18 protein-coding genes and 1 pseudogene are annotated in these 26030 nt (G+C 68.6%); 5 read left to right on the top strand and 14 right to left on the bottom strand.

The genetic code is table 11. The features are described from left to right. The 3 genes from CA983_RS45765 to CA983_RS06870 form a co-directional block, all read right to left on the bottom strand. A partial coding sequence (locus CA983_RS45765) for a restriction endonuclease subunit S (protein WP_244206694.1) occupies positions 1 to 1396 on the bottom strand: 1396 nt, incomplete at its 3' end. Between the two features lie 14 nt (positions 1397 to 1410). Further along, complete coding sequence (locus tag CA983_RS06875; RefSeq protein WP_244206692.1) at positions 1411 to 5007, bottom strand: type I restriction endonuclease subunit R; 3597 nt, start codon at positions 5005 to 5007, stop codon at positions 1411 to 1413. Between the two features lie 143 nt (positions 5008 to 5150). Beyond that, positions 5151 to 5345 (bottom strand): hypothetical protein, encoded by a 195-nt coding sequence (locus CA983_RS06870; RefSeq protein ID WP_030842840.1) that lies wholly within the window; start codon positions 5343 to 5345, stop codon positions 5151 to 5153. A 177-nt stretch (positions 5346 to 5522) separates the two neighbouring features. Here CA983_RS06870 and CA983_RS06865 point away from each other — a divergent pair, with 177 nt between their 5' ends. Next, the gene (locus CA983_RS06865; RefSeq protein WP_086599984.1) at positions 5523 to 7643 is read left to right on the top strand and encodes a S9 family peptidase; all 2121 of its coding nucleotides are present in this window, start codon (positions 5523 to 5525) and stop codon (positions 7641 to 7643) included. Positions 7644 to 7764: 121 nt separating this feature from the next. On the opposite strand, the pseudogene CA983_RS47670 reads toward CA983_RS06865, so the two are convergent. The 9 genes and pseudogenes from CA983_RS47670 to CA983_RS06820 all read right to left on the bottom strand — a co-directional run bounded on the left by CA983_RS47670 (position 7765) and on the right by CA983_RS06820 (position 19759). Beyond that, a pseudogene (locus tag CA983_RS47670) lies at positions 7765 to 8176 on the bottom strand (VOC family protein). Positions 8177 to 8253: 77 nt separating this feature from the next. Continuing rightward, positions 8254 to 9402 carry an ABC transporter ATP-binding protein gene (locus CA983_RS06855; RefSeq protein WP_086599983.1) on the bottom strand — a complete coding sequence of 383 codons (1149 nt, stop codon included), beginning with the start codon at positions 9400 to 9402 and terminating at the stop codon, positions 8254 to 8256. Next, positions 9395 to 10435 (bottom strand): ABC transporter ATP-binding protein, encoded by a 1041-nt coding sequence (locus tag CA983_RS06850; protein ID WP_086599986.1) that lies wholly within the window; start codon positions 10433 to 10435, stop codon positions 9395 to 9397. The genes CA983_RS06855 and CA983_RS06850 overlap by 8 nt, the downstream gene beginning before the upstream one ends. A 29-nt stretch (positions 10436 to 10464) precedes the next feature. After that, positions 10465 to 11427, bottom strand: a complete 963-nt coding sequence (locus CA983_RS06845) for an ABC transporter permease (RefSeq protein WP_086599982.1) — start codon at positions 11425 to 11427, stop codon at positions 10465 to 10467. Further along, entirely contained in the window at positions 11420 to 12349 is a 930-nt protein-coding gene (locus CA983_RS06840; RefSeq protein WP_086599981.1) for an ABC transporter permease, read from the bottom strand. Before CA983_RS06840 ends, CA983_RS06845 begins: the two co-directional genes overlap by 8 nt. 133 nt (positions 12350 to 12482) lie before the next feature. Continuing rightward, the gene (locus CA983_RS06835) at positions 12483 to 14096 is read right to left on the bottom strand and encodes a peptide ABC transporter substrate-binding protein (protein ID WP_086599980.1); all 1614 of its coding nucleotides are present in this window, start codon (positions 14094 to 14096) and stop codon (positions 12483 to 12485) included. Between the two features lie 609 nt (positions 14097 to 14705). Then, on the bottom strand, positions 14706 to 16613 hold the full coding sequence (gene typA / locus CA983_RS06830; protein WP_086599979.1) for a translational GTPase TypA: 1908 nt from the start codon (positions 16611 to 16613) through the stop codon (positions 14706 to 14708). Positions 16614 to 16784: 171 nt separating this feature from the next. After that, positions 16785 to 17450, bottom strand: coding sequence for a hypothetical protein (locus tag CA983_RS06825; protein WP_143645459.1), 666 nt, complete (start codon positions 17448 to 17450; stop codon positions 16785 to 16787). Between the two features lie 113 nt (positions 17451 to 17563). Further along, on the bottom strand, positions 17564 to 19759 hold the full coding sequence (locus tag CA983_RS06820; RefSeq protein WP_086599977.1) for an ABC transporter family substrate-binding protein: 2196 nt from the start codon (positions 19757 to 19759) through the stop codon (positions 17564 to 17566). A gap of 288 nt (positions 19760 to 20047) precedes the next feature. Between CA983_RS06820 and CA983_RS06815 the strand changes: the two genes are divergently transcribed. From CA983_RS06815 to CA983_RS06800, 4 genes are read left to right on the top strand one after another with little or no spacing between them, the layout of a single operon-like run. Continuing rightward, positions 20048 to 20338, top strand: coding sequence for a hypothetical protein (locus CA983_RS06815; RefSeq protein ID WP_086599976.1), 291 nt, complete (start codon positions 20048 to 20050; stop codon positions 20336 to 20338). A 54-nt stretch (positions 20339 to 20392) separates the two neighbouring features. After that, positions 20393 to 21229 carry a hypothetical protein gene (locus CA983_RS06810; RefSeq protein WP_086599975.1) on the top strand — a complete coding sequence of 279 codons (837 nt, stop codon included), beginning with the start codon at positions 20393 to 20395 and terminating at the stop codon, positions 21227 to 21229. After that, complete coding sequence (locus CA983_RS06805; protein WP_086599974.1) at positions 21229 to 23169, top strand: fumarate reductase/succinate dehydrogenase flavoprotein subunit; 1941 nt, start codon at positions 21229 to 21231, stop codon at positions 23167 to 23169. Before CA983_RS06810 ends, CA983_RS06805 begins: the two co-directional genes overlap by 1 nt. Next, the gene (locus CA983_RS06800; protein WP_086599973.1) at positions 23166 to 23942 is read left to right on the top strand and encodes a succinate dehydrogenase/fumarate reductase iron-sulfur subunit; all 777 of its coding nucleotides are present in this window, start codon (positions 23166 to 23168) and stop codon (positions 23940 to 23942) included. The genes CA983_RS06805 and CA983_RS06800 overlap by 4 nt, the downstream gene beginning before the upstream one ends. Here CA983_RS06800 and CA983_RS06795 read toward each other — a convergent pair. Together CA983_RS06795 and CA983_RS06790 are read right to left on the bottom strand one after the other, a co-directional pair. Beyond that, complete coding sequence (locus CA983_RS06795; RefSeq protein WP_086599972.1) at positions 23917 to 24912, bottom strand: phosphotransferase family protein; 996 nt, start codon at positions 24910 to 24912, stop codon at positions 23917 to 23919. The two genes, CA983_RS06800 and CA983_RS06795, sit on opposite strands and share 26 nt — an antisense overlap. After that, on the bottom strand, positions 24909 to 26018 hold the full coding sequence (locus CA983_RS06790; RefSeq protein ID WP_086599971.1) for a glycoside hydrolase family 18 protein: 1110 nt from the start codon (positions 26016 to 26018) through the stop codon (positions 24909 to 24911). Before CA983_RS06790 ends, CA983_RS06795 begins: the two co-directional genes overlap by 4 nt. Positions 26019 to 26030: the final 12 nt, after the last annotated feature.

Genomic DNA, 26030 nt, shown 5'->3' with positions numbered 1-26030 from the left:
GCTGAGCAGGCGGCTTCGCTCGGCGTGTGCGCTTGGGTTGCGCTCCGCGTTCGGCAGCGATGCGGGTGAGAAGCGTCGCGGCGGGCTCATCGGCCTCGCTCTGCGGAACAAGATCCCCTTGGAAAGCTTTGCGCAGTAGAGCGTTCCGCAGCTTCGCGCCTTGCCGCAGAACACGTTCGGTGACCGACCTGGCGTGCCCGAGCTGGATTAGGCGTTCCTCGATCTGCTGCGCAATGCGCCGTTGCTCAGCCTGCGGCGGCACAGGGACCGGCAAATTCTTGATCTTACTCAGGCTGATGGAGGCAAGGTTGGTGCTCTGCTTGCCATTTTCCTCGAACCATTTCGCCGCGCCATTCGCGTACCAGGACAGGAGCTCCGGGATCAGCATGTCGTCCCGGATGCGGGCCCTGAAGACGTGATTCTGGTGAATGGCATTCGGGATTTCCCCCCGCCAGACCCATCCCCTGCCGAGTTTGTCCCGGTCGCCGCCCTCATTCATCAGAACGTCGCCCTCTTGAAGTTGCAGCTGATCGGCTTTCTTCTGCGGGACTCGAATGTGCGCGACATTGTCAAGATTGAGGTGACCACGCTGAACGTTGGCCACCCGTAGGTACGGCACTTCAGGTAGGTCCGGGTCCGATTGCTTCTTCTTGTCCTTGGTCACACCGCCGACCACATCAGCCAGGTCACCGAGACGAATCCATCGCCAATCTGCCGGAACGCGTGGCAACTGTCCATCGATCGAACCAGCAGCCTCGGGAAGTGGTGCAACAAAATCGCCAGTCTCCATTGCGATGCCCGAGGTGAATTCGGTGACCCTTGCGAACAGGGCCTCGGCTCTCCGCATTACATTGCGGACGTTCGCCTCTGCCGCATCGAGCCGCGACAGCTGCTCTTCGAGCGTCTCGACGATCCGGTGCTGCTCAGCGATCGGCGGCACCGCGATCGGCCATGACTTCAGTACTGCCTGGCTGATATTTGGCTGCGCCCCTCCCTTACCCGCCCCGATCAAAGCGTCACGCTGGCCATACAGGTACCAGAAAAGATACTTCCTGGACATGACTTCACTGTAGGGAACGGCGTGAGCAATAGCTTGATTGGTAGTGACGGGCTTGGTCGTGACAGCCAGCTTACCGATTGATGCTCCATACATCGCCACGAGCACGGACCCTGCTGGGACCCACCGCGCTGAACTGTTTGCAAGCCCATCCTCAGTGATGGTCTGAACGGTTCGGTAAAGCGCTGAGTCCCTCAGGTCACCAATCACGGCCCAAGGAATTTCACCACCGTAGTAAGCAGGCTCTTTTGTATTAGGGGTTCCGCCGCTCCCCCAATGAGCAACCTCCTGCAACGTAGCCCAAGCCCACCCCGCCGGAAGCTTCCTCTCCCCGTCCACGCCGCCGCTCTCGCTCAAGCCAGTTCCTGATTCAGCTCATCCAACAGTTCCAACGCCCGGCCCTTGTCCCCGAACGCTCGCATAAAGCCCCGGCCGCCTCCACGCTCCGAGAAGGGCGCGTGGCCGAAGTCACCCGGCTCTATGCCGATGTCGACGGCAATGGCGTTCTTGATCCGCTCCAGCCACCACAGCTGTTCCTCGGTGAACTCCACACCCGCCTGCCGTTGCCGCAGCAGCCAGCCCTCGAAGCGCTCCTCGACCACCGTACGGTACGGCCTTAGCTCGTCGTCCGCGCCCAGCTCGTACCGGATCAGCCTGACCAGGTCGCCGAGGCCGGCCTCCTTGCCGGGACCGGCCGCCGCCTTGCCGACCTGCTCGTAGTAGTCCCACAGGACCGCCGTCGTCCACGAACGCTTCGTCGCCTTGATGCGGCCGGCGAGTTCCTTCAGCGCTGCCCGTGCCTCACCCGGAGCGAGCCGCGCCCCGCTGCCCAGCGCGACCCGTATCGCCGCGTTTTCGTCCCGCTGCTCCTTCTCCAGCAGCGCATTCCACTCGGTCAGCTCCTTCCGCGCGCGCTCCTCCATCGGAATCTCGCGGACCTCGGTGACCTTGACCTCGGTCGTCTCGTCGTAGGTAAGGTCCTGCTGGTGGCGAATCTCCAGAATCAGCTTGCGCAGCTCGGGGCGGGCGGTGAGCGGGGCCACCGCGTCCTGGACCAGCTTCTGTGCCAGCTCGGAGCCGCCCTCGTGCCGGGCACGGTCCTGCGTGTCGACGTCCACCGCGTCCGTGATGCGGCGGGCCAGGTCGGCCAGACTCACGCCGTCGGAGGTCTGGGTGATCAGGTCCCTCTCCTCCTTCCCGAGCTGGCGGTCGATGCGCGCCAGTCGGCGGGCCAGGGTTTCCGCCTCGTCGGCTGTCAGAGACCGCGTGCCCGCCTTGTCGAGCAGCTTGGCCAGCGGGATGCCGCGCTGCGCGCCCGCCGGGATCAGCGGCCGGGCGTCGACGAGCGGGGAATCGGTGACACCGACCGCGTCAACCAGGACGAAGCGGTCCTTTTTCAGGTCGGGCGCCGCCTCCGGGGTGACCGCCTTCAGTTCGTCCGCGTCGATGGAACGGGCGCCCCGCCCCTTCATCTGCTCGAACATCACCGGGCTCTTCACCGGCCGCAGGAAGATCACGCACTCCAGCGGCTTCACGTCGGTGCCCGTGGCGATCATGTCGACGGTGACGGCGACCCGCAGCCGGGGCGAGTTACGCAGATCGTTGATGAGGGCCTCGGGGTCGTCGCCGTTGTCACGCGACTTGTAGGTGATCTTCTTGGCGAAGTCGTCGCCGCGGCCGAAGACCTGCTTGACCTGCTTGAGCACCTCGTCGGCGTGATCGTCGTACGGACCCGCGAAGATCAGGGTCTTGGGAAGATCGGCCCGGCCGGGGAACCACCGCTGCCAGTTGTCCCGGTAGGTCGTCAGCACGGCACGGACCTCGTCCTCCGTGATGACGGTGCGGCCGATCTGAGGGGCCGAGTAGGTGAAGTCCTCGTCCAGTTCCTCGTAGCGCTGGCTGCGGGTCTGCCGGTCGCGGATCCGTACCGTCGTCCCCGCCTCGATCCTCGCGACGACGCCCTCCTCCCGCAGGTCGGTCACGATGCGCGCGATGTCGAAGTCGACGTTGACGCCGTCGGCGACCGCCTGTTCGTAGGTGTAGCGGGAGACCTCGTTGTGGTCGAAGAAGCCCTTGGTCTGACGCGTGGGCGTGGCGGTGAGACCCACGAGGTGGGCGTCGAAGTACTCCAGGACGCCGCGCCACAGACCGTAGATGGAGCGGTGGCACTCGTCGATGACGATCACGTCGAAGGACTCGATCGGAACGTCGGGGTTGTATTCGACGGTGATCGGCTCGTCCGTCACGTAGGAATCGTCCAGGGGCGACGCTGCCTCGTCCTCGCGGTCCTCAGTCTCCGCCCCCTCGGCCAACTGCTCTCCCTTGAGGAGCGAGTACATCCGCTGGATCGTCGAGATGACGACCGACGACGTCTCCTGGAGACCGCCGCGGCCCAGCATGTCGACGTTGTAGAGGTCGGTGAGCTTCCGGTTCTCGTCCGGGGTGCGGTACTTGTCGAACTCGGCGCGGGCCTGGCGGCCCAGGTTGTTGCGGTCGACGAGGAAGAGAATCCGGCGGGCGCCGGCGTACCGGAGCAGCCGGTAGACCTCGGTGACGGCCGTGAACGTCTTGCCGGCTCCGGTGGCCATCTGGATCAGCGCGCGCGGCTGGTCGGCGGCCAGGGAGGCCTCCAGGCGCGTGATCGCCTCGACCTGTGCCATGCGCAGGCCGTGGGTCTCCAGCAGCGGCATGCTTGTGCGCAGGGCCGCCCGGAAGGTGGGCGCGTCCGGGTGCTCGTCGGCGTACTGCATCCAGGCGGCGAGGGTCGCGGGGCGGTGGAAGGCGAAGACCTCGCGGGAGCGGGCGTCCGGGTCGACGCGGTTTAGGAAGTACGTCTCGGTGCCCGTGGTGGCGTAGCGGAAGGCAAAGGGTTCGTCGCGGCGCCACACCGCCATCGCGTGTTCCTTGAGCACGCCCGCCGCGTACCGCTCGTTCTGGGCGAGGGCGCCGGCCAGGGGGGTTCCCTCGCGCTTGGCCTCGATGACGCCGACGATCTTCCCGTCGACGTAGAGGACGTAGTCGGCTCGGCCGGTGGCGAGGCTGAACTCGCGGATCGCGACGCCCGTGTCCGCCAGCGGGTTGGCATCCGCCTTGTCCTGGATGATCCAGCCCGCCCGGGACAGCATGGCGTCGATCTTCTTCCGCGCCTGCACCTCGTTGAGCGGAGCGGGACGCTGGGCGCGCTCCACGATGGCGTCGCGGGCGGCGGAGGCCACCGGGCGCGGCTTGAGCCGCTCGACGTCGTACCGCTGCTGATGTGCCGTCCGCAGCTCGGCGATCTGTGCCTGCAACTCTTCGATCTGCGCGGTGTACGTGGCCTTCGCCTGTTCCGCGCTAACGATGATCTTCTCCGCCTCGGCGCGGGCCCGGCGCTCGGCTTCCAAGCGGTCCCCGACCTCCGACAGCTTCACGCGGGACTCGGCGAGCGTGCGCCGGTGCCCTTCCAGCGCCTCACGCAGCTCCGCGATCTCCTGGGTATCGGTCTCCGGCATCCCCTCGGGCAGAGTGGGCGGAACGAACGCGGTCACCGCGCGGGTGCCGCCCATGGCCCGGTCGAAGAGGTCGCCCAGCTGCCAGCACAGCTTCAGGGCTTCCAGGGCCTTGGTGGTGTCGAAGAGGTGGTTGTGCGCAGCGTCGTTGCGGCCCCGGCGCAGCTTGTGGAAGGCGTCCCGGCTCCAGCCGACGAGGACGCCGGCCCGGGTGAGGGCGTTGATGCGATCGACCTGGTTCGCCCCCTCGACACGCGTGCCCGTGCGCGTGACGAACTCCTCGGCCAGCACCTCACCGAACTGGCCGGCGCTGACGTAGGCGGCGTTCGGGTTGGTCAGGACGGTGAGTTCTGCCTGCGAGCCGTAGATGGCGAGGAGCGGTTGATACCCGTACAAGCGTCCGAAGTTGGGGGACGCCTTCGCCAGCTCCCGAAGTCGCCTGTCCACGCTCTCGTCGTCCACGCGCCGCCCCCTTGCCCATCGTTCGTGCCCGGCCCGCCAAGCTTACGGAACCGGACTCGGCGAAGCCGGACATCGGGACGGACCAGGCACGGACTCCGGCCAGGGCCGGGGCTTCCCTCAGTCCCCGGCCGGAAGACCGGCGGTCAGAACTTGATGCTGCCGATCATGCCCGCGATGTTGGTCGTCAGCTCGTTGATCGTGGGAGCCACGGTCGAGGAGGCGAGGTAGAAGCCCAGCAGCATGCAGACGATCGCATGCCCGGCCTTCAGCCCTGACTTCTTGATGAGCAGGAAGACGATGATCGCCAGCAGCACCACCGCCGAAATCGAGAGTGCCACGGCGGCTCACCTCCAAAGATCCACGAGGGCGCGGGGGGTCGGACTATGGGGGCATCAAATCAGTACAGCAGCCAGCAGGTTCATACCCACTATGCGACATTGATCATAACTATCCGTCCGTGCGCATCGATCGGCGCACGGCCGCACAAGGGGGCGCATGGCCAATATGGTCAGGGCATGACGACCGAGCCTGACTCCTTCCCCCGACGGCACGCCCGTACCCAGCGCTTCACGCTCGGCGCGCCGCGTTCGTTCACCGTGGCGCCCGACGGTTCGCGTGTCGTGTTCCTGCGCTCCGGTTCCGGTACGGACCGGGCGAACTCGCTGTGGGTCCTCGACACGGAGGGCGGGGAGCGCGTGGCCGCCGACCCGCGCGCCCTGCTGGGCGGCGCCTCGGAGGATCTCTCGCCCGAGGAGCGCGCCCGGCGTGAACGCAGCCGGGAGGGCGGCGCCGGCATCGTCGGGTACGCCACCGACACGGCCGTCGAGTTGGCCTCTTTCGCCTTGTCAGGGCGGCTCTTCACGGCCGAGCTGCGGGCCGGTACGGCGCGTGGACTGACCACGCCCGGGCCGGTGATCGACCCGCGTCCGTCGCCCGACGGGCGGCATGTCGCCTACGTCGCGCAGGGTGCGCTGCGGGTCGTGGGCGCCGAGGGGGAGGACGACCGGGCGCTCGCCGAGCCGGAGTCGGAGAATGTCTCATATGGACTGGCCGAGTTCATCGCGGCCGAGGAGATGGGGCGGTCGCGCGGCTTCTGGTGGGCTCCGGAATCGGACCGGCTGCTCGTGGCACGCGCGGACGACACGCCGGTGGAGCGGTGGTGGATCTCCGACCCGGCCCATCCGCAGCGCGAGCCGCAGCGGGTGGCGTATCCGGCGGCGGGCACGGGCAACGCGGACGTACGGCTGTTCGTGATCGGCCTGGACGGCGCGCGCACGGAGGTCGCCTGGGACCGGGCGCGGTACCCGTATCTGGCGCGTGTGCACTGGTCAGCGGCGGGCGCGCCGCTGCTGCTCGTACAGGCGCGCGACCAGCGCAGCCAGCTGATTCTCGCGGTGGATCCGGAGTCGGGCGCGACCCGGATGGTGCACGCCGATGAAGATCGAACATGGCTTGATCTTTTCCCTGGGGTGCCGTGCTGGAGTCCGGCCGGGCAGCTGGTGCGGATCGCGGACGAGGGCGGTGCGCGGGTGCTGGCGGTCGGGGACCGGCCGCTCACGGGAGCGCAGTTGCACGTGCGGGCCGTGCTGGACGTCTCCGACGATGACGTGCTGGTCTCCGCGTCGGCGGGCGAGGAGGCCGCCGAGGCGGAGACGGGCCAGGTGCATGTGTACCGGCTGAACGAGCTGGGCGTGGAGCGGATGTCGCAGGAGCCGGGCGTGCACTCGGCGGTGCGGGCCGGGGACGTGACGGTTCTGGTCTCGGCGACGCTGGACCGGCCGGGTGCGCGGGTGCAGGTCCTGCGCGCCGGGAAACCGACGGCTGTCGTCCCTTCGTACGCCGAAGATCCTGGTATGTCCCCCCGCGTGACGCTCACCGAGGGGGGCGCACGCCGCATCCCGTGCGCCGTGCTTATGCCTCGGGACTACGCCGGTGACACCCCTCTGCCGGTACTCATGGACCCGTACGGCGGGCCGCACGGGCAGCGGGTCTTCGCCGCCCACAACCCGCATCTCACCTCGCAGTGGTTCGCGGACCAGGGGTTCGCGGTGGTCGTCGCGGACGGCCGGGGCACCCCGGGCCGCTCGCCCGCCTGGGAGAAGGGCATCCACCACGACTTCACGCTGTCGCTGGACGACCAGGTGGAGGCTCTGGAGGACCTCGCGAAGAGGTTTCCGCTGGATCTGTCCCGGGTGGCGATCCGCGGCTGGTCCTTCGGCGGCTGGCTGGCCGGCCTCGCGGTGCTGCGCCGGCCGGACGTCTTCCACGCGGGGATCGCGGGCGCGCCGGTGACGGACTGGCGCCTGTACGACACGCACTACACGGAGCGCTACCTGGGGAACCCGGCCGAGTCCCCGGACGCGTACGCCAGGAGCTCCCTCGTCACGGCGGACGGCCTGTCCTCCCCCGCCGAGCCGCACCGCCCGCTGATGATCGTGCACGGCCTCGCCGACGACAACGTGGTCGTCGCCCACGCCCTGCGCCTGTCCTCGGCCCTCCTGGCCGCCGGCCGCCCGCACGAGGTGCTGCCGCTGTCCGGGGTCACCCACATCACCCCGCAGGAACAGGTCGCGGAGAACCTGCTGCTGCTCCAGGTCGACTTCCTGAAGCGGTCCCTGGGGATCACCGGCGCCTGAACATGCAACGGGCCAGGGCGACATGGCGCGCCCCGGCCCGTTTACGGCACCCGCACGGCCGTACGCTGTTCAGCCTGACGCGTCCGTATATCGGGATCGGGTCGGCGAAGTTGCCTGCGTGTTAACGCAGTTCGCGGGGGTTTGTGGGCACTTCGGCAGCCACCAGCTCGACCTCGAACCCGTCCGTGCAGGCGAGGTGGGCGGCGTAGTGCCCGGGGCCTCCGGCGTGGGGGATAGCGGTCGGGGAAGAGGGGCTCCCAGCCGTGTGCCGGGGCTTCGTGAGCCAGCTCGTCGACGTCGGCCGGTATCCCGGCATGGAACGCCAGGTGGCTGAGGCCGGCCCTCATGGGGTCGTGCTCGGCGGCACGCATCGCCGGTGACTGCTCGACGACGAGATACGTCGGACCGAGCCGCCGGCCAAGGCCGCGCTCCCACTCCTGATACGGGTCGTAGCCGAGGCGGCCCAGGAGCCGGCCTCATGCGCGGGTCGCCCGGGGAAGGTCGGGGACCCGGAGTTCGATGTGATGCGGCAATCCAGATCCTCGAACACCGGTTCCCGGCGCCTTCGACAAGAAGGGCCGGGAACCGGAAGGGATGCCGTACAGGGCCGTCAGGCCGCGTGGATGACGTCCTTCTCCTCGGCGAAGTGGCACGCCGACTCGTGGGCCGCCGGGGTGTCCTCGCCCTGGAAGCGCTCGGGGACCGCGAGCAGCGGGACCTCCTGGGCGCACTTGTCCTGGGCCTTCCAGCAGCGGGTGCGGAAGCGGCAGCCCGAGGGCGGGTTGGCCGGGGACGGGACGTCGCCGGTGAGGATGATCCGCTCGCGCCCCTCGCGGGCCTCCGGGTCGGGGACCGGGACCGCCGACAGCAGCGCCTGGGTGTACGGGTGTGTCGGGTGCTCGTAGATCTGCTCGTCGGTGCCGATCTCGGCCATCTTGCCGAGGTACATCACACCGACCCGGTCCGAGATGTGCCGGACGATCGACAGGTCGTGGGCGATGAAGAGGTAGGAGAGGTTGAACTCGTCCTGCAGGCGCTCCATCAGGTTGATGACCTGGGCCTGGACGGACACGTCCAGGGCCGACACCGGCTCGTCGCAGATGATGATCTCGGGGTTCAGGGCCAGGCCGCGGGCGATGCCGATGCGCTGGCGCTGACCGCCGGAGAACTGGTGCGGATAGCGGTTGATGTACTCCGGGTTCAGGCCGACGACGTCCAGGAGCTCCTGCACCTTGCGGCGCCGGTCGCCCTTCGGGGCCACCTCGGGGTGGATGTCGAAGGGCTCCCCGATGATGTCGCCCACCGTCATACGGGGGTTGAGCGAGGTGTACGGGTCCTGGAACACCATCTGGATGTTGCGGCGGACCGCCTTCAGCGCGCGCCCGGACAGCCTGGTGATGTCCTGGCCCTTGTAGAAGACCTCGCCGGCCGTCGCCCGCTCCAGGGTCATCAGGAGCTTGGCGACGGTGGACTTGCCGCAACCCGACTCGCCCACGATGCCCAGCGTCTCGCCCTGGTACAGGTCGAAGGAGACGCCGTCGACGGCCTTGACCGCGCCGACCTGCCGCTTGAAGAGGATGCCCTGGGTGAGCGGGAAGTGCTTGACCAGGTTGCGCACCTGCAGGATCGGCTCGCCCCGCTCGACCGGCGCCTCGATCGCGGCGACCGCCTCCGACTCGGAGTTCGCGTCGACGACCTCGACCTCGGAGACGTTCGGCGTGGCGTCCTGCGGCTCGTCGGTCTTGCTGAGCTCAGCCATGGATCGTCTCCTTCCAGAAGTGGCACGCGCTGCTGCGGCCGACCAGCTCGCCGCCGTCCCGCTCGGTGACGGGGTGCAGCGGCGGGATGTCCGTACGGCAGATGTCCTGTGCCTGCGGGCACCGCGGGTTGAAGGCGCAGCCGGACGGGATACGCGTCAGGTTGGGCGGCAGACCCTTGATCGCGTACAGCTCCTGGCCCTTCTGGTCCAGGCGCGGGATCGAGTCCAGCAGACCCTTCGTGTACGGGTGCGCGGGGCGCTTGTACAACTCGTGGACCGGGGCGTGCTCGACGATGCGGCCCGCGTACATCACGGCGATCTTGTCCGCGACGTCGGCGACCACGCCGAGGTCGTGGGTGATCAGGATCAGACCCATGTTGTACTCGCGCTGCAACTCCGCGAGCAGGTCCATGACCTGGGCCTGGACCGTCACGTCGAGGGCCGTGGTGGGCTCGTCGGCGATGATCAGGTCCGGCTCCAGGGCGAGCGCCATAGCGATCATGATGCGCTGGCGCATACCGCCCGAGAACTGGTGCGGGTAGTCGTTCACCCGGTCGCCGGCGGCCGGGATCTTCACCCGGTCCATCAGCTCGATCGCCTTGGCCTTGGCGTCCTTCTTGGACAGGCCCTGGTGCACGCGGAACATCTCGCCGAGCTGGTAGCCCACGGAGAGCACCGGGTTGAGCGAGGACAGCGCGTCCTGGAAGATCATCGCGATCTTGCGGCCGCGGATCTTGCGGCGCTCCTCACCGGACATCTTCAGCATGTCCTGGCCGCGGAAGAGGATCTCCCCCTTGGGGATGCGGCCGGGCGGCATGTCGAGGATGCCCATGATCGCCTGCGCGGTCACGGACTTGCCCGAGCCGGACTCGCCGAGCACGGCGAGCGTCTCGCCCGCGGCTACGGAGTAGTTGACGCCGTTGACGGCCTTGGCGACCCCGTCGCGGGTGCGGAACTCCACGTGCAGGTCGCGGACTTCGAGCAGCGGTCGGCCCGTGTCCTGCGAGCCGTCCGGTGCGGGACTCTCGGCCATTTCATCGATGATGGTCACGTACGCCTCCCTCAGCGCAGCTTGGGGTCGAGGGCGTTGCGTACCGCATCGCCGAACATCAGGAACGAGAGCACCGTAATCGAGACCATCACCGACGGAATGATCAGGGTGTGGGGGGCGATACGGAGCTGCTCACGGCCTCGCGCCACGTCGCCGCCCCAGGACACGGCCGTGTCACCGAGACCCACGCCCAGGAAGGACAGGGTGGCTTCGGCGGCGATGTAGCCGCCGAGCGCGATGGTCGCCACGACGATGATGGGCGCGAGTGCGTTGGGCAGGATGTGCCGGACCAGGATCCGGGACGTCGAGGCACCGAGTGCCTTGGCGGCCACCACGTAGTCCGCCTGCTTGATGGTGATCACGGCACCGCGGGCGACACGCGCGATCTGGGTCCAGCCCAGGAAGGCGAGGGCCATGATGACGACCCAGACGGTGCGGTTGTCGAACGAGTTGAGCACCACCAGGGCGCCGAGCAGGAACGGGATGCCGAGGAAGATGTCGGTCAGCCGCGAGAGCAGGGTGTCGGTCCAGCCACCGAAGTAGCCGGCGATCATGCCGATGAACGTGCCGATGATGGTGACGGCGATGGTGACACCCACACCGACCGTGATCGAGGCGCGGGCACCGTAGACGACACGCGCGTAGATCGAGCGGCCCTGGACGTCGTATCCGAGCCAGTCCGGAGCGAAGAAGTGACCCCAGTTCGGCTTCCCCAGATAGTGCTTGGCCAGATCGGCGTCGCGCGGCGAGGCGCTGGTGAACAGTCCCGGCCAGATCGACATCACCAGCAGGAACACGATCAGCACGGCCGATATCAGGAACAGCGGGTTGCGCCGCAGGTCGTGCCAGGCGTCGGACCACAGGCTGCGCGCCTTCTCGGGAGCCGGGCCTGCGTCGGTCACGACGACGCCCGCGGTGCTCGCGGTGTCACCGGGAAGGGCTTCGACCTTCTTCTCGACGGTCTTGTCAGGCATACCGGATCCTCGGGTCCAGGACCGCGTAAAGCAGGTCGACGATCAAGCTGGCAGCGAGGTAGATGAGCACCATCAGCGAGGCGATTCCCACGACCGTGGCGCCCTCACGCCGGCTGAGCGCATCGTAGATCTCGAGACCGATACCCCGCACGTTGAAGATGCCCTCGGTCACGATGGCGCCGGTCATCAGGTTGCCGACCTCGATACCGAGGAAGGTGACCACGGGAATCAGCGAGTTGCGCATCAGGTGGACACCGATGACTCGGCGGCGCGGCAGCCCCTTGGCCACGGCGGTGCGCATGTAGTCGGAACGCAGGTTCTCCGCGATCGACGTGCGGGTCAGCCGGGCGACGTAGGCGAGTGAGAGCGACGCCAGCACGATGGCCGGAAGCATGAGTTGGGAGAAGTCCGTCGAGTCGGTCACCGTGGGTGTGGTGACCTGCCACTTGAACGCGAACTGGTACTGCAGCAGGAAGCCCAGCACGAAGGACGGCATCGAGACGAGGAACAGTGTCAGCGTCAGCAGTCCGCGGTCCCGCAGCGTGTCGGGGCGCAGGCCGGCGACGATACCGAGGCCGATACCCACGAGCGAGACGAAAATGAAGGCGAAGAGCGTCAGCCTGATCGTCACCGGGAACGCATCGAGGATGACGTCCTTGATGGGCCGCTGACTGGCGATCTGGGTACCGAAGTCGCCCTGCAGCAGTCCGGTCATGTAGTTCACGTACTGCTGAAGGAGCGGCTGATCGAGGCCGAGTTCCTTCTTGATGCTCGCCACCACCGCCGGGTCGTACGCCTGATCCCCCATCATCGCCCGGACGGGATCGCCGGGCAGGGCGTACATCATGCAGAAGATGAGCAAGGTTGACCCGATGAACACCGGGATCATCTGGAGCAGTCGTCGTGCGACATAGCGCCCCATAGGTGCCTCCGTGAGGGATTAACGCAGGTGCGGGGGCCGCCTCCTGGTGAGGAGACGACCCCCATGCACCTCCCACCGCCACCTGAGCGGCGGCGGGTTTACGGCCGAGGGGGAAGAGGTCCGAAGGATCCTCTTACTTGGTGGTGGCGCCCCACACTTCGAGGTCACCGTGGAAGTCGACGTTGACATTGCCGACGTTCTTACCGTGGCCGCCGTTGATGCGGTAGTACCAGAGCGGGATGGCCGGCATGTAGTCGACCAGCTTCTTCTCGACCTCCTGGAAGGCCTTCACCGACGCGTCGAGGGACTTGGCGTTGTCGGCCTTGTTCATCAGCCCGTCGATCTCCTTGTTGGAGAAGCGACCGTTGTTGGCCTCGGCGGTGGTGTGGTACAGCTCCTTCATGAAGTTGGCGTTGACCGGGTAGTCGGCGACCCAGCCACCGCGGTACATGCCCTTCACCTGGTCGTTGTCACGGGCCTCGAGGTCCGTGGCGAAGTCCGGCTTGGGGTCGCCGACGCAGTCGACGCCGGTGGCCTTGCGGATGGACTCGCAGACCGCGGTCACCCACTCCTTGTGCCCACCGTCGGTGTTGTACTGGATGGTGAACTTGTTCCCCGGAACGCCGCCGCCCTCTTGGATGAGCTTCTTGGCCTTCGCCGGGTTGTACGTGAACACGTCGGTGTCCAGGTTCTGGTAGCCCTTGACGCCCGGCGGCGTGAAGCCCTTGGCCGGCGTGCGGGTGTTGTTCAGAACCGTCTTGGTGATCGTGTCACGGTCGATCGCCATCGACAGACCCTGCAGGACCTTCGGGTCGATGTCCTTGAAGGTCTTGGAGTAGAACGCCGGGGTCAGCGTCTGGAGGGCCGCGTACGGCTGGTCGATGGCGCCGTCGCCCAGGTCCTGCTTGTACTTCGGCAGGTCCGTCGGGCCGACCTGGCGGATCATGTCCAGGTTGCCGGAGACGAGATCCTTGTAGGCGGCCTCGACCGTCGTGTAGTTCTTGAACAGGACGCCCTTGTTCTTCGCCTTGTTCGGGCCCTGGTAGTCATCCCAGGCCTTGACCTGGATGAGCTTCTTGTGCTCCCACTTCTCGAAGGTGTAGGGACCGTTGCCGACCGGCTTCTGACCGAAGGCCTTCGGGTCGTCGTAGAAGACCTTGGGCAGCGGGGCCCACGTGGTGTAGCCCAGCTTGTAGTTGAAGTACGGCATCGTGTACTTCAACTCGATGGTGAAGGTGTGGTCGTCCACGGCCTTCAGACCGGACATCTTGTCGGCCTTCGGCTCGCCCTTCTCCGGGTGGACATCGTCGTAGCCCTTGATGTCCTGGAACCAGAAGGAGTTCTGCTGGTTGTTCTTGATGTTGGCGTACCAGTTCCAAGCGTCGATGTACGACTTGGAGGTGACTTCTTCGCCGTTGTGGAACTTCCAGCCCTTCTTGAGCTTGACCGTCCACGTCTTCGAGTCGTCGGACGTGACCGACTCGGCGTTCGTGTAGACGATGTTGCCCTTGGCGTCGAAGTCCAGCAACTGGGTGAAGAGGGACTGGATGACGTACGAGCCGAGAGTCTCGTTGGTGTCAGCCGGGATCAGCGGCTTCTGCGGCTCGCCGACGTCGATCGAGACGTATCCCGCAGGGCCGGAGCCCTTGCTCTTCCCCTCACCATCACCGTTACCGCCGCAGGCGGTGGCGGCCAGAGCGACAACTATCGCCCCCGCGACCCACTTGGCGCTCTTGGCACCGCGCATGGGTTCCTCCTATGAAGTCATTGGTTCACCGCAAAGGGAGCACAGACAGACCACCGCCACCGCCCGTCGCCGGTGCCGGAAATCGTCAGATGCCCCCGCGCTCGTGAGTCGGCGCCGCCTCCAGCGAGTGACCCGTTCATCCGAGCTCTACGCGCCTAACTATCTGCCAAACGTCAGGGCCGAACCACACTCTCGAGGTCTCGGTTCGATCACAGCTCGCGTATACATCTTCCAAAATCCGGACAAAGGGTTTGGTGAAAGATCCCTGCGAAACGGACTTGTTACACATCTATCGGTGGCGACTGTCCGCATTCCGGACGCCAGAGTGAGACAAACCGCTTGCGACTCCCGTGGCTGCCGTGCAAGGTGCCACCCGTGGCTGTCGCGCGCCCAAGAGGCCTCATCCGCAGGGCCGTTGGCGGGACCCGTGCGCGGGCAGGGCGCGGCACTTCCGCAGCAGGGTAGTGCGAACGGGGCGCTCCGGACGGCCGCCTCCGGCAAATCGAGGGTTTTCCCTACCCTTTCCCTTCGCGTTCCCCCGGCTTTACGACGACACCGGGCACCCCGCGAGGCGGGGTGCCCGGTGTCGTCGAACGGCAGGCGTCAGCGTCAGCCGTGCTTGGCGCGGCTCGCGGCGCGGGCGCGCTCGCGGGCGTCCAGGTTCACCTTGCGGATGCGCACGGCCTCCGGGGTGACCTCGACGCACTCGTCGTCGCGGCAGAACTCCAGGGACTGCTCCAGCGACAGCTTGCGCGGCGGGACGATCGACTCGGTCACATCGGCCGTGGACGACCGCATGTTGGTGAGCTTCTTCTCCTTGGTGATGTTGACGTCCATGTCGTCGGCGCGGGAGTTCTCGCCGACGATCATGCCCTCGTACACCTCGGTGCCCGGCTCCACGAACAGCACGCCGCGCTCCTGGAGGTTGGTCATCGCGAACGCGGTGACCGCACCGGCGCGGTCGGCGACCAGCGAGCCGTTGTTACGGGTCTGGAGGGTGCCGAACCAGGGCTCGAAGCCCTCGTGGATGGAGTGGCCGATGCCCGTGCCGCGGGTCTGCGTCAGGAACTCGGTCCGGAAGCCGATGAGGCCGCGCGAGGGCACGACGAACTCCATGCGGACCCAGCCGGAGCCGTGGTTCGACATGTTGTCCATACGGCCCTTGCGGACGCCCATGAGCTGCGTGACGGCGCCCATGTGCTCCTCGGGCACGTCGATCGTCATGCGCTCGACGGGCTCGTAGACCTTGCCGTCGACCTCCTTGGTGACGACCTGCGGCTTGCCGATGGTCAGCTCGAAGCCCTCGCGGCGCATGGTCTCGACGAGGATGGCCAGCGCCAGCTCGCCGCGGCCCTGCACCTCCCAGGCGTCCGGCCGCTCGGTGTCCAGCACACGGAGGCTGACGTTACCGATCAGCTCGCGGTCGAGGCGGTCCTTGACCTGGCGGGCGGTGACCTTGCGGTCCTTGACGGCCGCCTTGTTGTCGGCGCCCTTGCCGGTGGCGCCCCGGCCGACCAGCGGGGAGGTGTTGGTGCCGATGACCATGGAGATCGCCGGCTCGTCGACGGTGATCAGCGGCAGGGCGACCGGGTTCTCCGGGTCGGCCAGGGTCTCGCCGATCATGATGTCCGGGATACCGGCGACCGCGCAGATGTCACCCGGACCGGCCTTCTCCGCCGGCTTGCGGGTGAGCGCCTCGGTCATCATCAGCTCGGAGATCCGCACGCTCTGGACGGACCCGTCGCGCTTCATCCACGCGACCGTCTGGCCCTTCTTCAGCTCGCCCTGCTGGACGCGCAGCAGGGCGATACGGCCGAGGAAGTTGTCGGCGTCCAGGTTGGTGACGTGGGCCTGGAGCGGGGCGGTCTCGTCATAGGTCGGAGCCGGGATGCTCTCCAGGATCGTGGAGAAGAACGGCTCCAGGCTCGTGGAGTCGGACGGGACCGTGCCGTCTTCGGGCTTGGTCAGAGACGCGATGCCGTCGCGGCCGCAGGCGTAGACGATCGGGAACTCGATCTGGTCCTCGTCGGCATCCAGGTCGAGGAAGAGGTCATACGTCTCGTTCACGACCTCGTCGATACGGGCGTCGGGCCGGTCCGTCTTGTTGATGCAGAGGATGACGGGCAGCCGGGCCTGGAGCGCCTTGCGCAGCACGAAGCGGGTCTGCGGCAGCGGGCCCTCGGAGGCGTCCACGAGCAGGACGACGCCGTCGACCATCGACAGACCGCGCTCGACCTCGCCGCCGAAGTCGGCGTGGCCGGGGGTGTCGATGATGTTGATCGTGATGGGGTCCCCGCCGTCCTTCGGGTGGTACTTCACCGCGGTGTTCTTGGCGAGGATCGTGATGCCCTTCTCACGCTCCAGGTCGTTCGAGTCCATCATGCGGTCGTCGACGCCTTCGAGCTGGTGCGCGGCGAAGGCACCGGCCTGCTTCAGCATGCCGTCGACGATGGTGGTCTTGCCGTGGTCGACGTGGGCGACGATGGCGACGTTGCGGATGTCGTGGCGCGTGGCCATAAGAAGGCGTACTCCCGGAGTGGTGAGGAATGCCCTGCGCGTACGTCGGTGGTGCGCGGGCCCTGCCGGGCTCAACATGCCACGGCCTCACCCCATGGTACGGGTCTGCTGCCGCTGGGGTTAGCCAGGATGGGTCGGTGCAGGTCAGAGCCTGTTTCGAGGTACTTGACGTCAGTGCCCGGGCCTGTCGGGGGCCGCCGGTTCGCAGGAGTGCCAGGCGGCCTCGCGGGCCAGGGGCGAGTCGGCTTTCTCCTCGCAGTCCATCAGGCCGCCGATGTCGACCGTCCAGTTCCGGGCGTGGCCGGAGACGGCCTTGCCGTCCGGGCACGTGTAGCGGAAGTCCGCCGACACTTCCCTCACACCGGCGTACTGGACGAACTCGCCGGCCGCACGGGGCGTGACGCGGTCGTCGTCGAGCTTCGGGGCGGGGAGCCGGACGTCGGTGAACGACCAGGTGTCGCCGCCCGCCTCCGCCAGGGTGCGCGCGTCGGAGTCGATCTCGCCGGTCTTCTTGCCGAGGGAGAAGAGGATCTCGGCGGCGGGCGGGGCCGGTCCGTCGGCGCGTACCGAGGGGCTGGGGGTGTACACCCGCCGCATCGGGTTGTGCAGCCTGCCGCCCCCCGCACCCAGCCGCTCGAGGGCGGAGACGCCGGTCAGCCGGTCCCGCTCCGTGACCCGGGACCAGGTGAAGGTGCCGTCGGCGCAGGCCTTCATGACGGCCCTGTCGGTCTTGCGGGGCTCAGGTGCCCTGTCGTCGCCCGCGCATGCCGTCAGTCCCGTCACCAGCACCCCGATGACCAATCCTGCCGCGCAGACCCGTCGTGCCGTGCCGCGCATCCGCCGGCTCCTGTCCCCCGTGCGCGGACGCCCGGCGCCCGCACCATGATCACTGCTGATCTCATGGTGCGGACGCCGGGCGGGGACGGCAAGACGTTTGAGCGTTCCCAGAGCTACCGGGCGGCTGATCCCTTCGCCGACGGGCCCGCCGCCGGTTTCGCGCCCTTCTTCAGGAAGCCCATGTCCTCGTAGACCGGCGTGCCGAAGCCGAAGGCGCCGGTGTTCACGATGTTCTTGCGGGCCGCGATGAGCTGGGGGCGCTGGAAGAGGGGGATGGAGCCGGCCGCGGCCCAGATGCGGGAGTCGGCCTTGCGGATGAGGGAGCGGGACTCGCCCTCGTCGAGGGTGGACACGGCCTCGTCGAAGAGCTGGTCGACCTGGTCGGTGCCGACGCGGGTGTAGTTCTGCTCGACGTTCAGGGAGCCGTCGGCGGCCGGGACGGGCTTGGCGTAGACGGGGCGGGCGTCGGTGGCGGGGAAGGCGGTGGCGGGCCAGGAGTAGAGGGCGAGGTCGTACTGGCCGGACGCGATGTGGTCCTTGAAGTAGGACTCGTCGGAGACCTTGGAGATGTCCGTGCCGATGCCGACGCGCTCCAGCATGCGCGAGATGCGGTCGGCGACCGTGCGCAGCGTCTGGGAGCCGGGCCCGGAGGGGAGCACGAAGCGGAGCGTGAGGGCCTTGCCGTTCTTGGCGAGCGGGGCGGCCTCGCGGTTCGCCGGGGCGGCGGTGCCCTTGGGGGCGTACGCGCCGGGGGCACCGCCCTGGGCCGGCTGCTTGTACTGCTTGCCGTCGTGGGCGAGGTGGTCGGCGGGGTCCTGCCGGTGCGCCTTGTCGTCCTCGCCGACGACGTACGTGCCGTCGCCGTCCGACTCTTCCTCGGAGGAGTCGGACGCCTTCTCGCCCTCGGCTCCGGCCGCCTTCTCCCCCTCCTTCTTCTTCTTCTCCTGCTCCTTGACGGGGCCGCCGCGCACCCACCCGGCGTCCGCGAGCAGGGCCTGGGCCTCCTTGGTGTCCTGGCCGCCGAGGGCGCCGCTGTTGTCGGCGTAGGCGGCCTGGCCGGAGAGGGCCAGGTGGCTGCCGACCGGTACGGCGGGCAGGCCCAGGGGCTTCAGGACGGCCTCGGCCAGTTCCTTGCGGTCCAGGGCGCGGGCGACGGCCCTGCGGACGCGCTCGTCGGCGAGCGGGCCCTGGGCGCCGTTCAGGGCGAGCTGGGTGTAGGCGGGTTCCAGGGACTTGCGCACCTCGAAGCCGCGCAGGGCCTGCTGCTGCCGGGCGTACTTGACGGCCGCCTTGCGCAGCTTCTTGCGGGCGACGGTCTCCTCGTCGGCGGCGTCCTCGTCGGTGCCGTTGGCGACGGCCCAGGAGCGCAGGGCGTCCGCGGCGGGCCGGTCGGCGCCGGGGCCCATCAGCGGACTGCTGGAGCTGCGGGGCTTGGCGGCGACGGTGATGCGGCGGGCCGCGGAGGGGTCGATCTCGGCCACGTCGAGGGTGCCGGCGGCCAGCTCGGCGGCCCGCTTGTCGCGCGGCACGGTGCGCAGCACGATCTCGTAGAGCTTGGCCGGCTCGCCCCACCAGCGCGGGTTGCGGGCGAGGGTGATCTCGTCGTCCTCGCGGTCGACCTCCTTCACCGCGAAGGGACCGGCGGTGACCTTGAGCTTCTTGCGTGCCCCGTCGTTGAAGGAGTCCGGGGTGCCCATGACGTCCTTCGGGTACAGCGGCGAGAACAGCGACCGCCAGTCGGCGTAGGGGCGGCTGAAGGTGACCTTGACCTCCAGGGCGTTGTCCCCGCGCTCGATCTTCTGGATGCGGTCGTAGCCGGCGTTGCGGGCGGTCCAGTAGGCGGTGTCCTTGCCGGACAGGGCGCGCCACTGGGCGGCGAAGTCGGCGGCGCCGATCTCCCGGCCGTCGCTCCAGACGGCCTGCTGGTTCAGCTTGTACAGGACGACCTGCTTGGGCTCGGTCTCGACGACCTCGGCGGACTCCAGGTAGGCGGGGTTGCGCTCGGGACGGCCACTGGCGTCCATCCGGAACATCGACGGCAGGACGGCCTGGGCGACGCGGGTGGTGGTGGCGTCGGCGTCCGACTGGAAGGTGTTGAGGGTGTCGGGCACGGAGTCCACGGCCCAGCGCAGGGTGCCGCCGTCGGCGATCCGGTCGCGGCCCGCGGGCCGGATGTCCGGCGCGGCGAGCGGCTTGCCCGCGGGGTCCTCGGAGCCGCATCCGGCGAGCGCGGGCACCGCGAGCACACCCGCGGTGAGGAAGGCGACCGAGCGCGTGCCCGCACGCGGGCCGACACCGTGCTGGGACATCTGTGCTACCTCCGGGAAGCCGCGGGCGTTACGATCACTTTTGGCGGTATTTGGAGCTTGTCTGATGTATGCGGCCACTGAAGAGGAAAGGGTTCAGCAACACAGGGCGACACGGCGGTCACGGGCGGGAAGTCACCCGTGCGGCGCAACGCACCGCAGGGTGCRCCCACACGCCTCGGCCAATCGATGCACATCCCTTCACAGCACAAGGTGTGACGCGCAACACTCGCAGGCGCATGAACGTTGCCGCCTTGGGCCTCGAAGGACCCGTGGAAGTGAGGGCAAGTCATGTCCGTTCACGACGAACTGACGTCAGTCCAGCGCAGTCTCGACGAGCTGTTCCGCTCGCTGGGACGCCTGGAGAAGCAGCTCGGCACCGGCGGCCTGGAGATGCGCCGCGTCCGTGCCGACGCCAACCACCTGCGCGAGAGCGTCGCCCTGCTGCGCGACGCCGCCGCCACGCCGGCCGCCCCCAGGCGCCCCGACCTCGTCACCATCTCGGACGCGCCGTACGACCCCGCCCTGTGGGTCGACTCGGACGACGAGGGACTCGGCGCCCGGGACCGGCGCGCTCCCTGACCGGGAGGGCGTCGAACGACCGGCACCTCCCCCGAACCGACCGGAGTCGTCACAGTGGCCACTGGTACGGAACCTCCCGCCACCGAACCCCAACCCCGAAGCGGCGGCGTACGGGCGGGTACGCGCGCCGCGATCGACGCCCCGCACCTGCGCACCGACCGCTGGTGGCTGGCCCCGGCCGGCACGGTCGCCGGCCTGCTGGCCTTCATCGTCTACTCGACCTGGCGGGCCTTCGCGAACGCCGACTACTACGCGGCGCCGTACGTCTCGCCCTTCTACTCCCCGTGTCTCGCGGAGAACTGCGAGCCGATGAAGGCCGGCCCGAACTGGGAGATCTTCGGCGGCTGGTGGGGGATCTCCCCCGCGATCATCATCCTGATCTTCCCGCTCGGCTTCCGTCTGACCTGCTACTACTACCGCAAGGCCTACTACCGGGGCTTCTGGGCGTCCCCGCCGGCCTGCGCGGTGGCCGAGCCGCACCAGAAGTACACGGGTGAGACCCGCTTCCCGCTGGTGCTCCAGAACATCCACCGGTACTTCTTCTACGCCGCGCTCCTCGTCGCCGGGATCTTGACCTACGACACCGTGCTCGCCTTCCGCGACGAGAACTACGAGTGGGGCCACATGGGCCTCGGCACGCTCGTGTTCCTGGTCAACATCGTGCTGATCTGGGCGTACACGCTGTCCTGCCATTCGTGCCGGCACGTCGTCGGCGGCAAGCTCAAGCACTTCTCCAAGCATCCCGTGCGCTACCGGATGTGGCAGTGGGTCGGGAAGCTCAACGCCCGGCACATGCTGCTCGCCTGGGCGTCGCTGGTGAGCGTGGCGCTCGCCGACTTCTACGTCTACCTGGTCGCGTCCGGTGCCTTCGACGATCCGAGGTTGTTCTGATGTCCGTGGTCGACCGGCAGGAATGGGACGTCGTCGTGGTGGGCGCCGGCGGTGCCGGGCTGCGCGCCGCCATCGAGGCCCGCGAGCGGGGCGCCCGTACGGCCGTGATCTGCAAGTCGCTGTTCGGCAAGGCGCACACGGTGATGGCCGAGGGCGGCATCGCGGCGGCGATGGCCAACGCCAACGAGAACGACAACTGGCGGGTCCACTTCCGCGACACCATGCGCGGCGGCAAGTTCCTCAACCAGTGGCGGATGGCCGAGCTGCACGCGCAGGAGGCGCCGCAGCGGGTGTGGGAGCTGGAGACCTGGGGGGCGCTGTTCGACCGCACCAAGGACGGCCGGATCTCCCAGCGCAACTTCGGCGGCCACGAGTACCCGCGCCTCGCGCACGTCGGCGACCGCACGGGCCTGGAGCTGATCCGCACCCTCCAGCAGAAGATCGTCGCGCTCCAGCAGGAGGACTTCAAGGAGACCGGCGACTACGAGTCCCGGCTGAGGGTGTTCCAGGAGTGCACGGTCACCCGCGTGCTCAAAGAGGACGGGCGCGTCTCCGGCGTCTTCGGCTACGAGCGCGAGTCCGGCCGCTTCTTCGTCCTGGAGGCACCGGCCGTCGTGATCGCCACGGGCGGCATCGGCAAGTCCTTCAAGGTGACGTCGAACTCGTGGGAGTACACCGGCGACGGCCACGCGCTGGCCCTGCTCGCGGGCGCTCCCCTGCTGAACATGGAGTTCGTGCAGTTCCACCCGACGGGCATGGTCTGGCCGCCGTCGGTCAAGGGCATCCTCGTCACCGAGTCGGTGCGCGGCGACGGCGGGGTGCTGCGCAACTCCGACGGCAAGCGGTTCATGTTCGACTACATCCCCGACGTCTTCAAGGACAAGTACGCCGAGACCGAGGACGAGGCCGACCGCTGGTACGACGACCCGGACCACAACCGGCGCCCGCCCGAGCTGCTCCCCCGCGACGAGGTCGCGCGGGCGATCAACTCCGAGGTGAAGGAGGGGCGCGGCTCCCCGCACGGGGGCGTGTTCCTCGACGTGTCGACCCGGATGCCCGCCGAGGTCATCAAGCGCCGGCTGCCGTCGATGTACCACCAGTTCAAGGAGCTGGCCGACGTCGACATCACGGCCGAGGCGATGGAGGTCGGGCCCACCTGTCACTACGTGATGGGCGGCATCGCGGTCGAGTCCGACACGGCGGCGGCGCGCGGGGTGCCGGGGCTGTACGCGGCCGGTGAGGTGGCCGGCGGCATGCACGGCTCCAACCGGCTCGGCGGCAACTCGCTGTCGGACCTGCTGGTGTTCGGGCGCCGGGCGGGCTGGCACGCGGCCGAGTATGCGGCGGGGCAGGCCGGGGTGCGGCCCGTCGTGGACGACGGCCAGATCGACTCCGCCGCCGCCGAGGCGCTGCGTCCCTTCTCCGCCGAGTCGGAGATCGAGGAGCCGAAGGGCGGCCCGCCGGAGAACCCGTACACCCTGCACCAGGAACTCCAGCAGACGATGAACGACCTGGTCGGCATCATCCGCCGCGAGAGTGAGATGAAGCAGGCCCTGGAGAAGCTGGCCGAGCTGCGGGTCCGGGCGCGCCGGGCCGGTGTCGAGGGGCACCGGCAGTTCAACCCGGGCTGGCACCTCGCCCTGGACCTCAGGAACATGCTGCTGGTCAGCGAGTGCGTGGCCCGGGCCGCGCTGGAGCGCACCGAGTCGCGCGGCGGGCACACCCGCGAGGACCATCCGGGGATGGACCGCAAGTGGCGCCGGATCAACCTGCTGTGCGCGCTCACCGACCCGACGGGCGGTCTGGCGGCGACGGACCCGGTCCGCGGCCAGATCACCCTCACCCGTGAGACCACCGAACCCGTCCGTGCCGACCTGCTCGCCCTCTTCGACAAGGAGGAGCTGGTCAAGTACCTCGCCGAAGAGGAGCTGTACGAATGAGCGGCTACACGGCCCACTTCAAGGTGTGGCGCGGTGACGTGGGAGGCGGCGGCCTGGAGGACTTCAAGGTCGAGGTCAACGACGGCGAGGTGGTGCTCGACATCATCCACCGCCTCCAGGCCACCCAGGCCCCCGATCTCGCGGTGCGCTGGAACTGCAAGGCGGGCAAGTGCGGTTCGTGCTCCGCCGAGATCAACGGCCGGCCGCGGCTGTTGTGCATGACGCGCATGTCGGTGTTCGACCGGGAGGAGACGATCACGGTGACGCCGCTGCGGGCGTTCCCGGTGATCCGGGATCTCGTCACGGACGTCGGCTTCAACTACCAGAAGGCCAGGGAAGTGCCGGCCTTCGTGCCGCCCGCGGATCTCGGTCCCGGCGAGTACCGCATGATGCAGGAGGACGTGGACCGCCCGCAGGAGTTCCGCAAGTGCATCGAGTGCTTCCTGTGCCAGGACACCTGCCATGTGGTCCGCGACCACGAGGAGAACAAGCAGGCGTTCGCCGGGCCCCGCTTCCTGATGCGGGTGGCGGAGCTGGACATGCACCCGCTGGACGCGGCGGCGGAGTCCGGCCTGGACCGCAAGACCACCGCCCAGGACGAACACGGCCTGGGCTACTGCAACATCACCAAGTGCTGCACGGAGGTCTGCCCGGAGGGCATCAAGATCACGGACAACGCGCTGATCCCCCTGAAGGAACGGGCGATCGACCGCAAGTACGACCCGCTGGTGTGGCTGGGCTCGAAGATCAAACGGCGTTCTTCAGCAGGCTGAGCGCCTGCTGGAGGTTGTGCTCCGCGATCTCCCGCATCCGCTCCGGGTGCGGGAAGTCGCCCTCGATGAGGGTCAGGGGGCCCGAGACCAGGCCGAGGCGCATCGACAGGCGGTACAGGCGCATGCGTGCTTCGTCCAGGCCGGGGGCGCGCAGGGCGTCGTAGTGGGGGCCGAAGCGGAGCCTGAGGAAGACGTGCTCGTGCTCGACGTCGAAGTACATCAGGCCCTCGATGTCGATGAGCGCCGGGTGCCCGTCGGGCGTGAGCAGGACGTGGTCCGGGCCCAGTTCGGCGTGGATGAGGGTGTGCCGGTCGCGGGGGCGGACCTCGGCGGCCAGGGCGTGGATCGTGTCCTCCAGTTCCCGGCGTACGGCGGCGGCAAGGGGGTCGCGCCGGGCCGCCTCCGCGATGCAGCGCAGGGCGCCGTCGGTGACGCGCTGTTCGCAGGAGACGCCGTGGGAGGAACCGCCGTTGTCGACGACGGCGACCTTGCCGAAACGGGGGCCGGTGTGGGCGTGCAGGGTGGCGAGCAGGTCCGCCATCCGGTCCATGAGCCGGGGTGCCTCGCGCGGGTCCCGGGCTAGGGCGTCCTCCAGGCTGCCGCCGGTCATGTCCTCCACGACGGCCGCGTCGGCCGGGAGGTGCGTGTGCGTGGCGTCCGCGTACAGGAGGCGTGGGGTGCGGACGCCGGAGGCGGCCAGGCGGTCGTGGGCCGCCGTGAACAGGCCGAGGCCGGTGCCGTGGGAGAAGACGTCCCGGGGGTCGGGGTCCGGCTGGTCCCAGTAGTCCTCGTCGGCCGACCACACGTAGGCGACGGCCGTGGAGTCGTCGTCGAGGGTCAGGCGGTAGACGCCCTTCTTGCTGCCGCCGCGCAGGCGTTCCACACCGGTGAGAGTGCGGCCGGGGCCGAGGGCGGCCCGGGTGAGGGGGGCGAGGTCCGTGCGGGTGAGTTGCCTTCGGATCTTGGTCACCGCACCCAGTCTTCCTTGTACGCACGCCAGTCCGCCTCGGTCGCGGCGAAGTCGATGTACAGCGCGACGCCGAAGCGGGCGCGGTCGGCGTCCGTGCGGGACAGGCCCAGGCGGACGCCCCGGACGGCGGCGGGGACGGTCTCGGCGTGGCCCCAGTGGTCGAAGTTGCTCTCCCAGTAGAAGGGCAGACCCATCAGCAGGTCGGTGGAGGGCGGGGTGACCTCCAGGGCGAGGGAGGTCTGCTGGGCGACGTAGCCGCCGTAGGTGCTCTCCAGTGGCTGCGCGGTGTCGTAGGACATCACCGCGATTTGGTCGACGCGGCGGGCGACCTGGCCGAAGAACTCCTGCGACCACCACTTGGGGTGGTCGGTGAACGTCCCGAAGACGGAGTGGAGGGCGGGGAGCGGGTCGATCTGGTGGGCGGCGACGGAGAGCAGGGCGTCCCGGGAGCGGGTCTCGCGGCGCAGGGCGTCGAGGAGGCCGAGGTAGTCGCGGTCGCCGGAGTGGAGGGGCTCCAGATCGAGGTGGATGCCTTCGTAGCCGGTGTCCAGGACCTGGCGGGCGGAACGGACGACGGCGGCTCGGGTGACCGGGTTCTCCAGGCGCATGCCGTCGGGGCCCTCGGTGGCGAGGACGTCGCCGAGGAAGGCCTGGACGCGGATGCCGGGGAGTTTCTCGTGCACGGCGTCGATGAACCAACGGGCTCTGGGATAAACGGACTTGGGGAGCGTGCCGTTGTGCTCCAGCGGGCCGGAGTGGACGTACAGGTCGCGGATGCCGGTGCCTTGCAGGCGGCGGGCCAGGGCGGTGACGTCGGCGTCCTTCTTGCGGCCGTCGACCCAGGCGTGACCGAGCCAGAGGGCGTCGCGGTCGCGGGTGTAGGTGCCGGCCGCCGGGTCGCCCGTGTAGTTGATGCCGAGGGCCGTCAGAACGGACAGGAGCGGAACCAGGAGGACCAGAGCCACGACGAGGGCCGTACGTCTGACCCAGCGCCGACGCCCCTTGCCTTTTTCACTGCCGGGTGCCGGAGCCTCGTGCGGGGCACCTTCGCCGTCGACGGCTTCGGCTTCGGCTTCGTTGCGGATCGTGCCGTCCGTGCGGTCCATGCCGTTTCCCCC

The organism is Streptomyces swartbergensis (assembly GCF_002148965.1).
In the GTDB taxonomy this organism is placed as follows: Bacteria; Actinomycetota; Actinomycetes; order Streptomycetales; family Streptomycetaceae; genus Streptomyces; species Streptomyces swartbergensis.
This window is presented reverse-complemented; position numbering and strand designations above follow the sequence as displayed.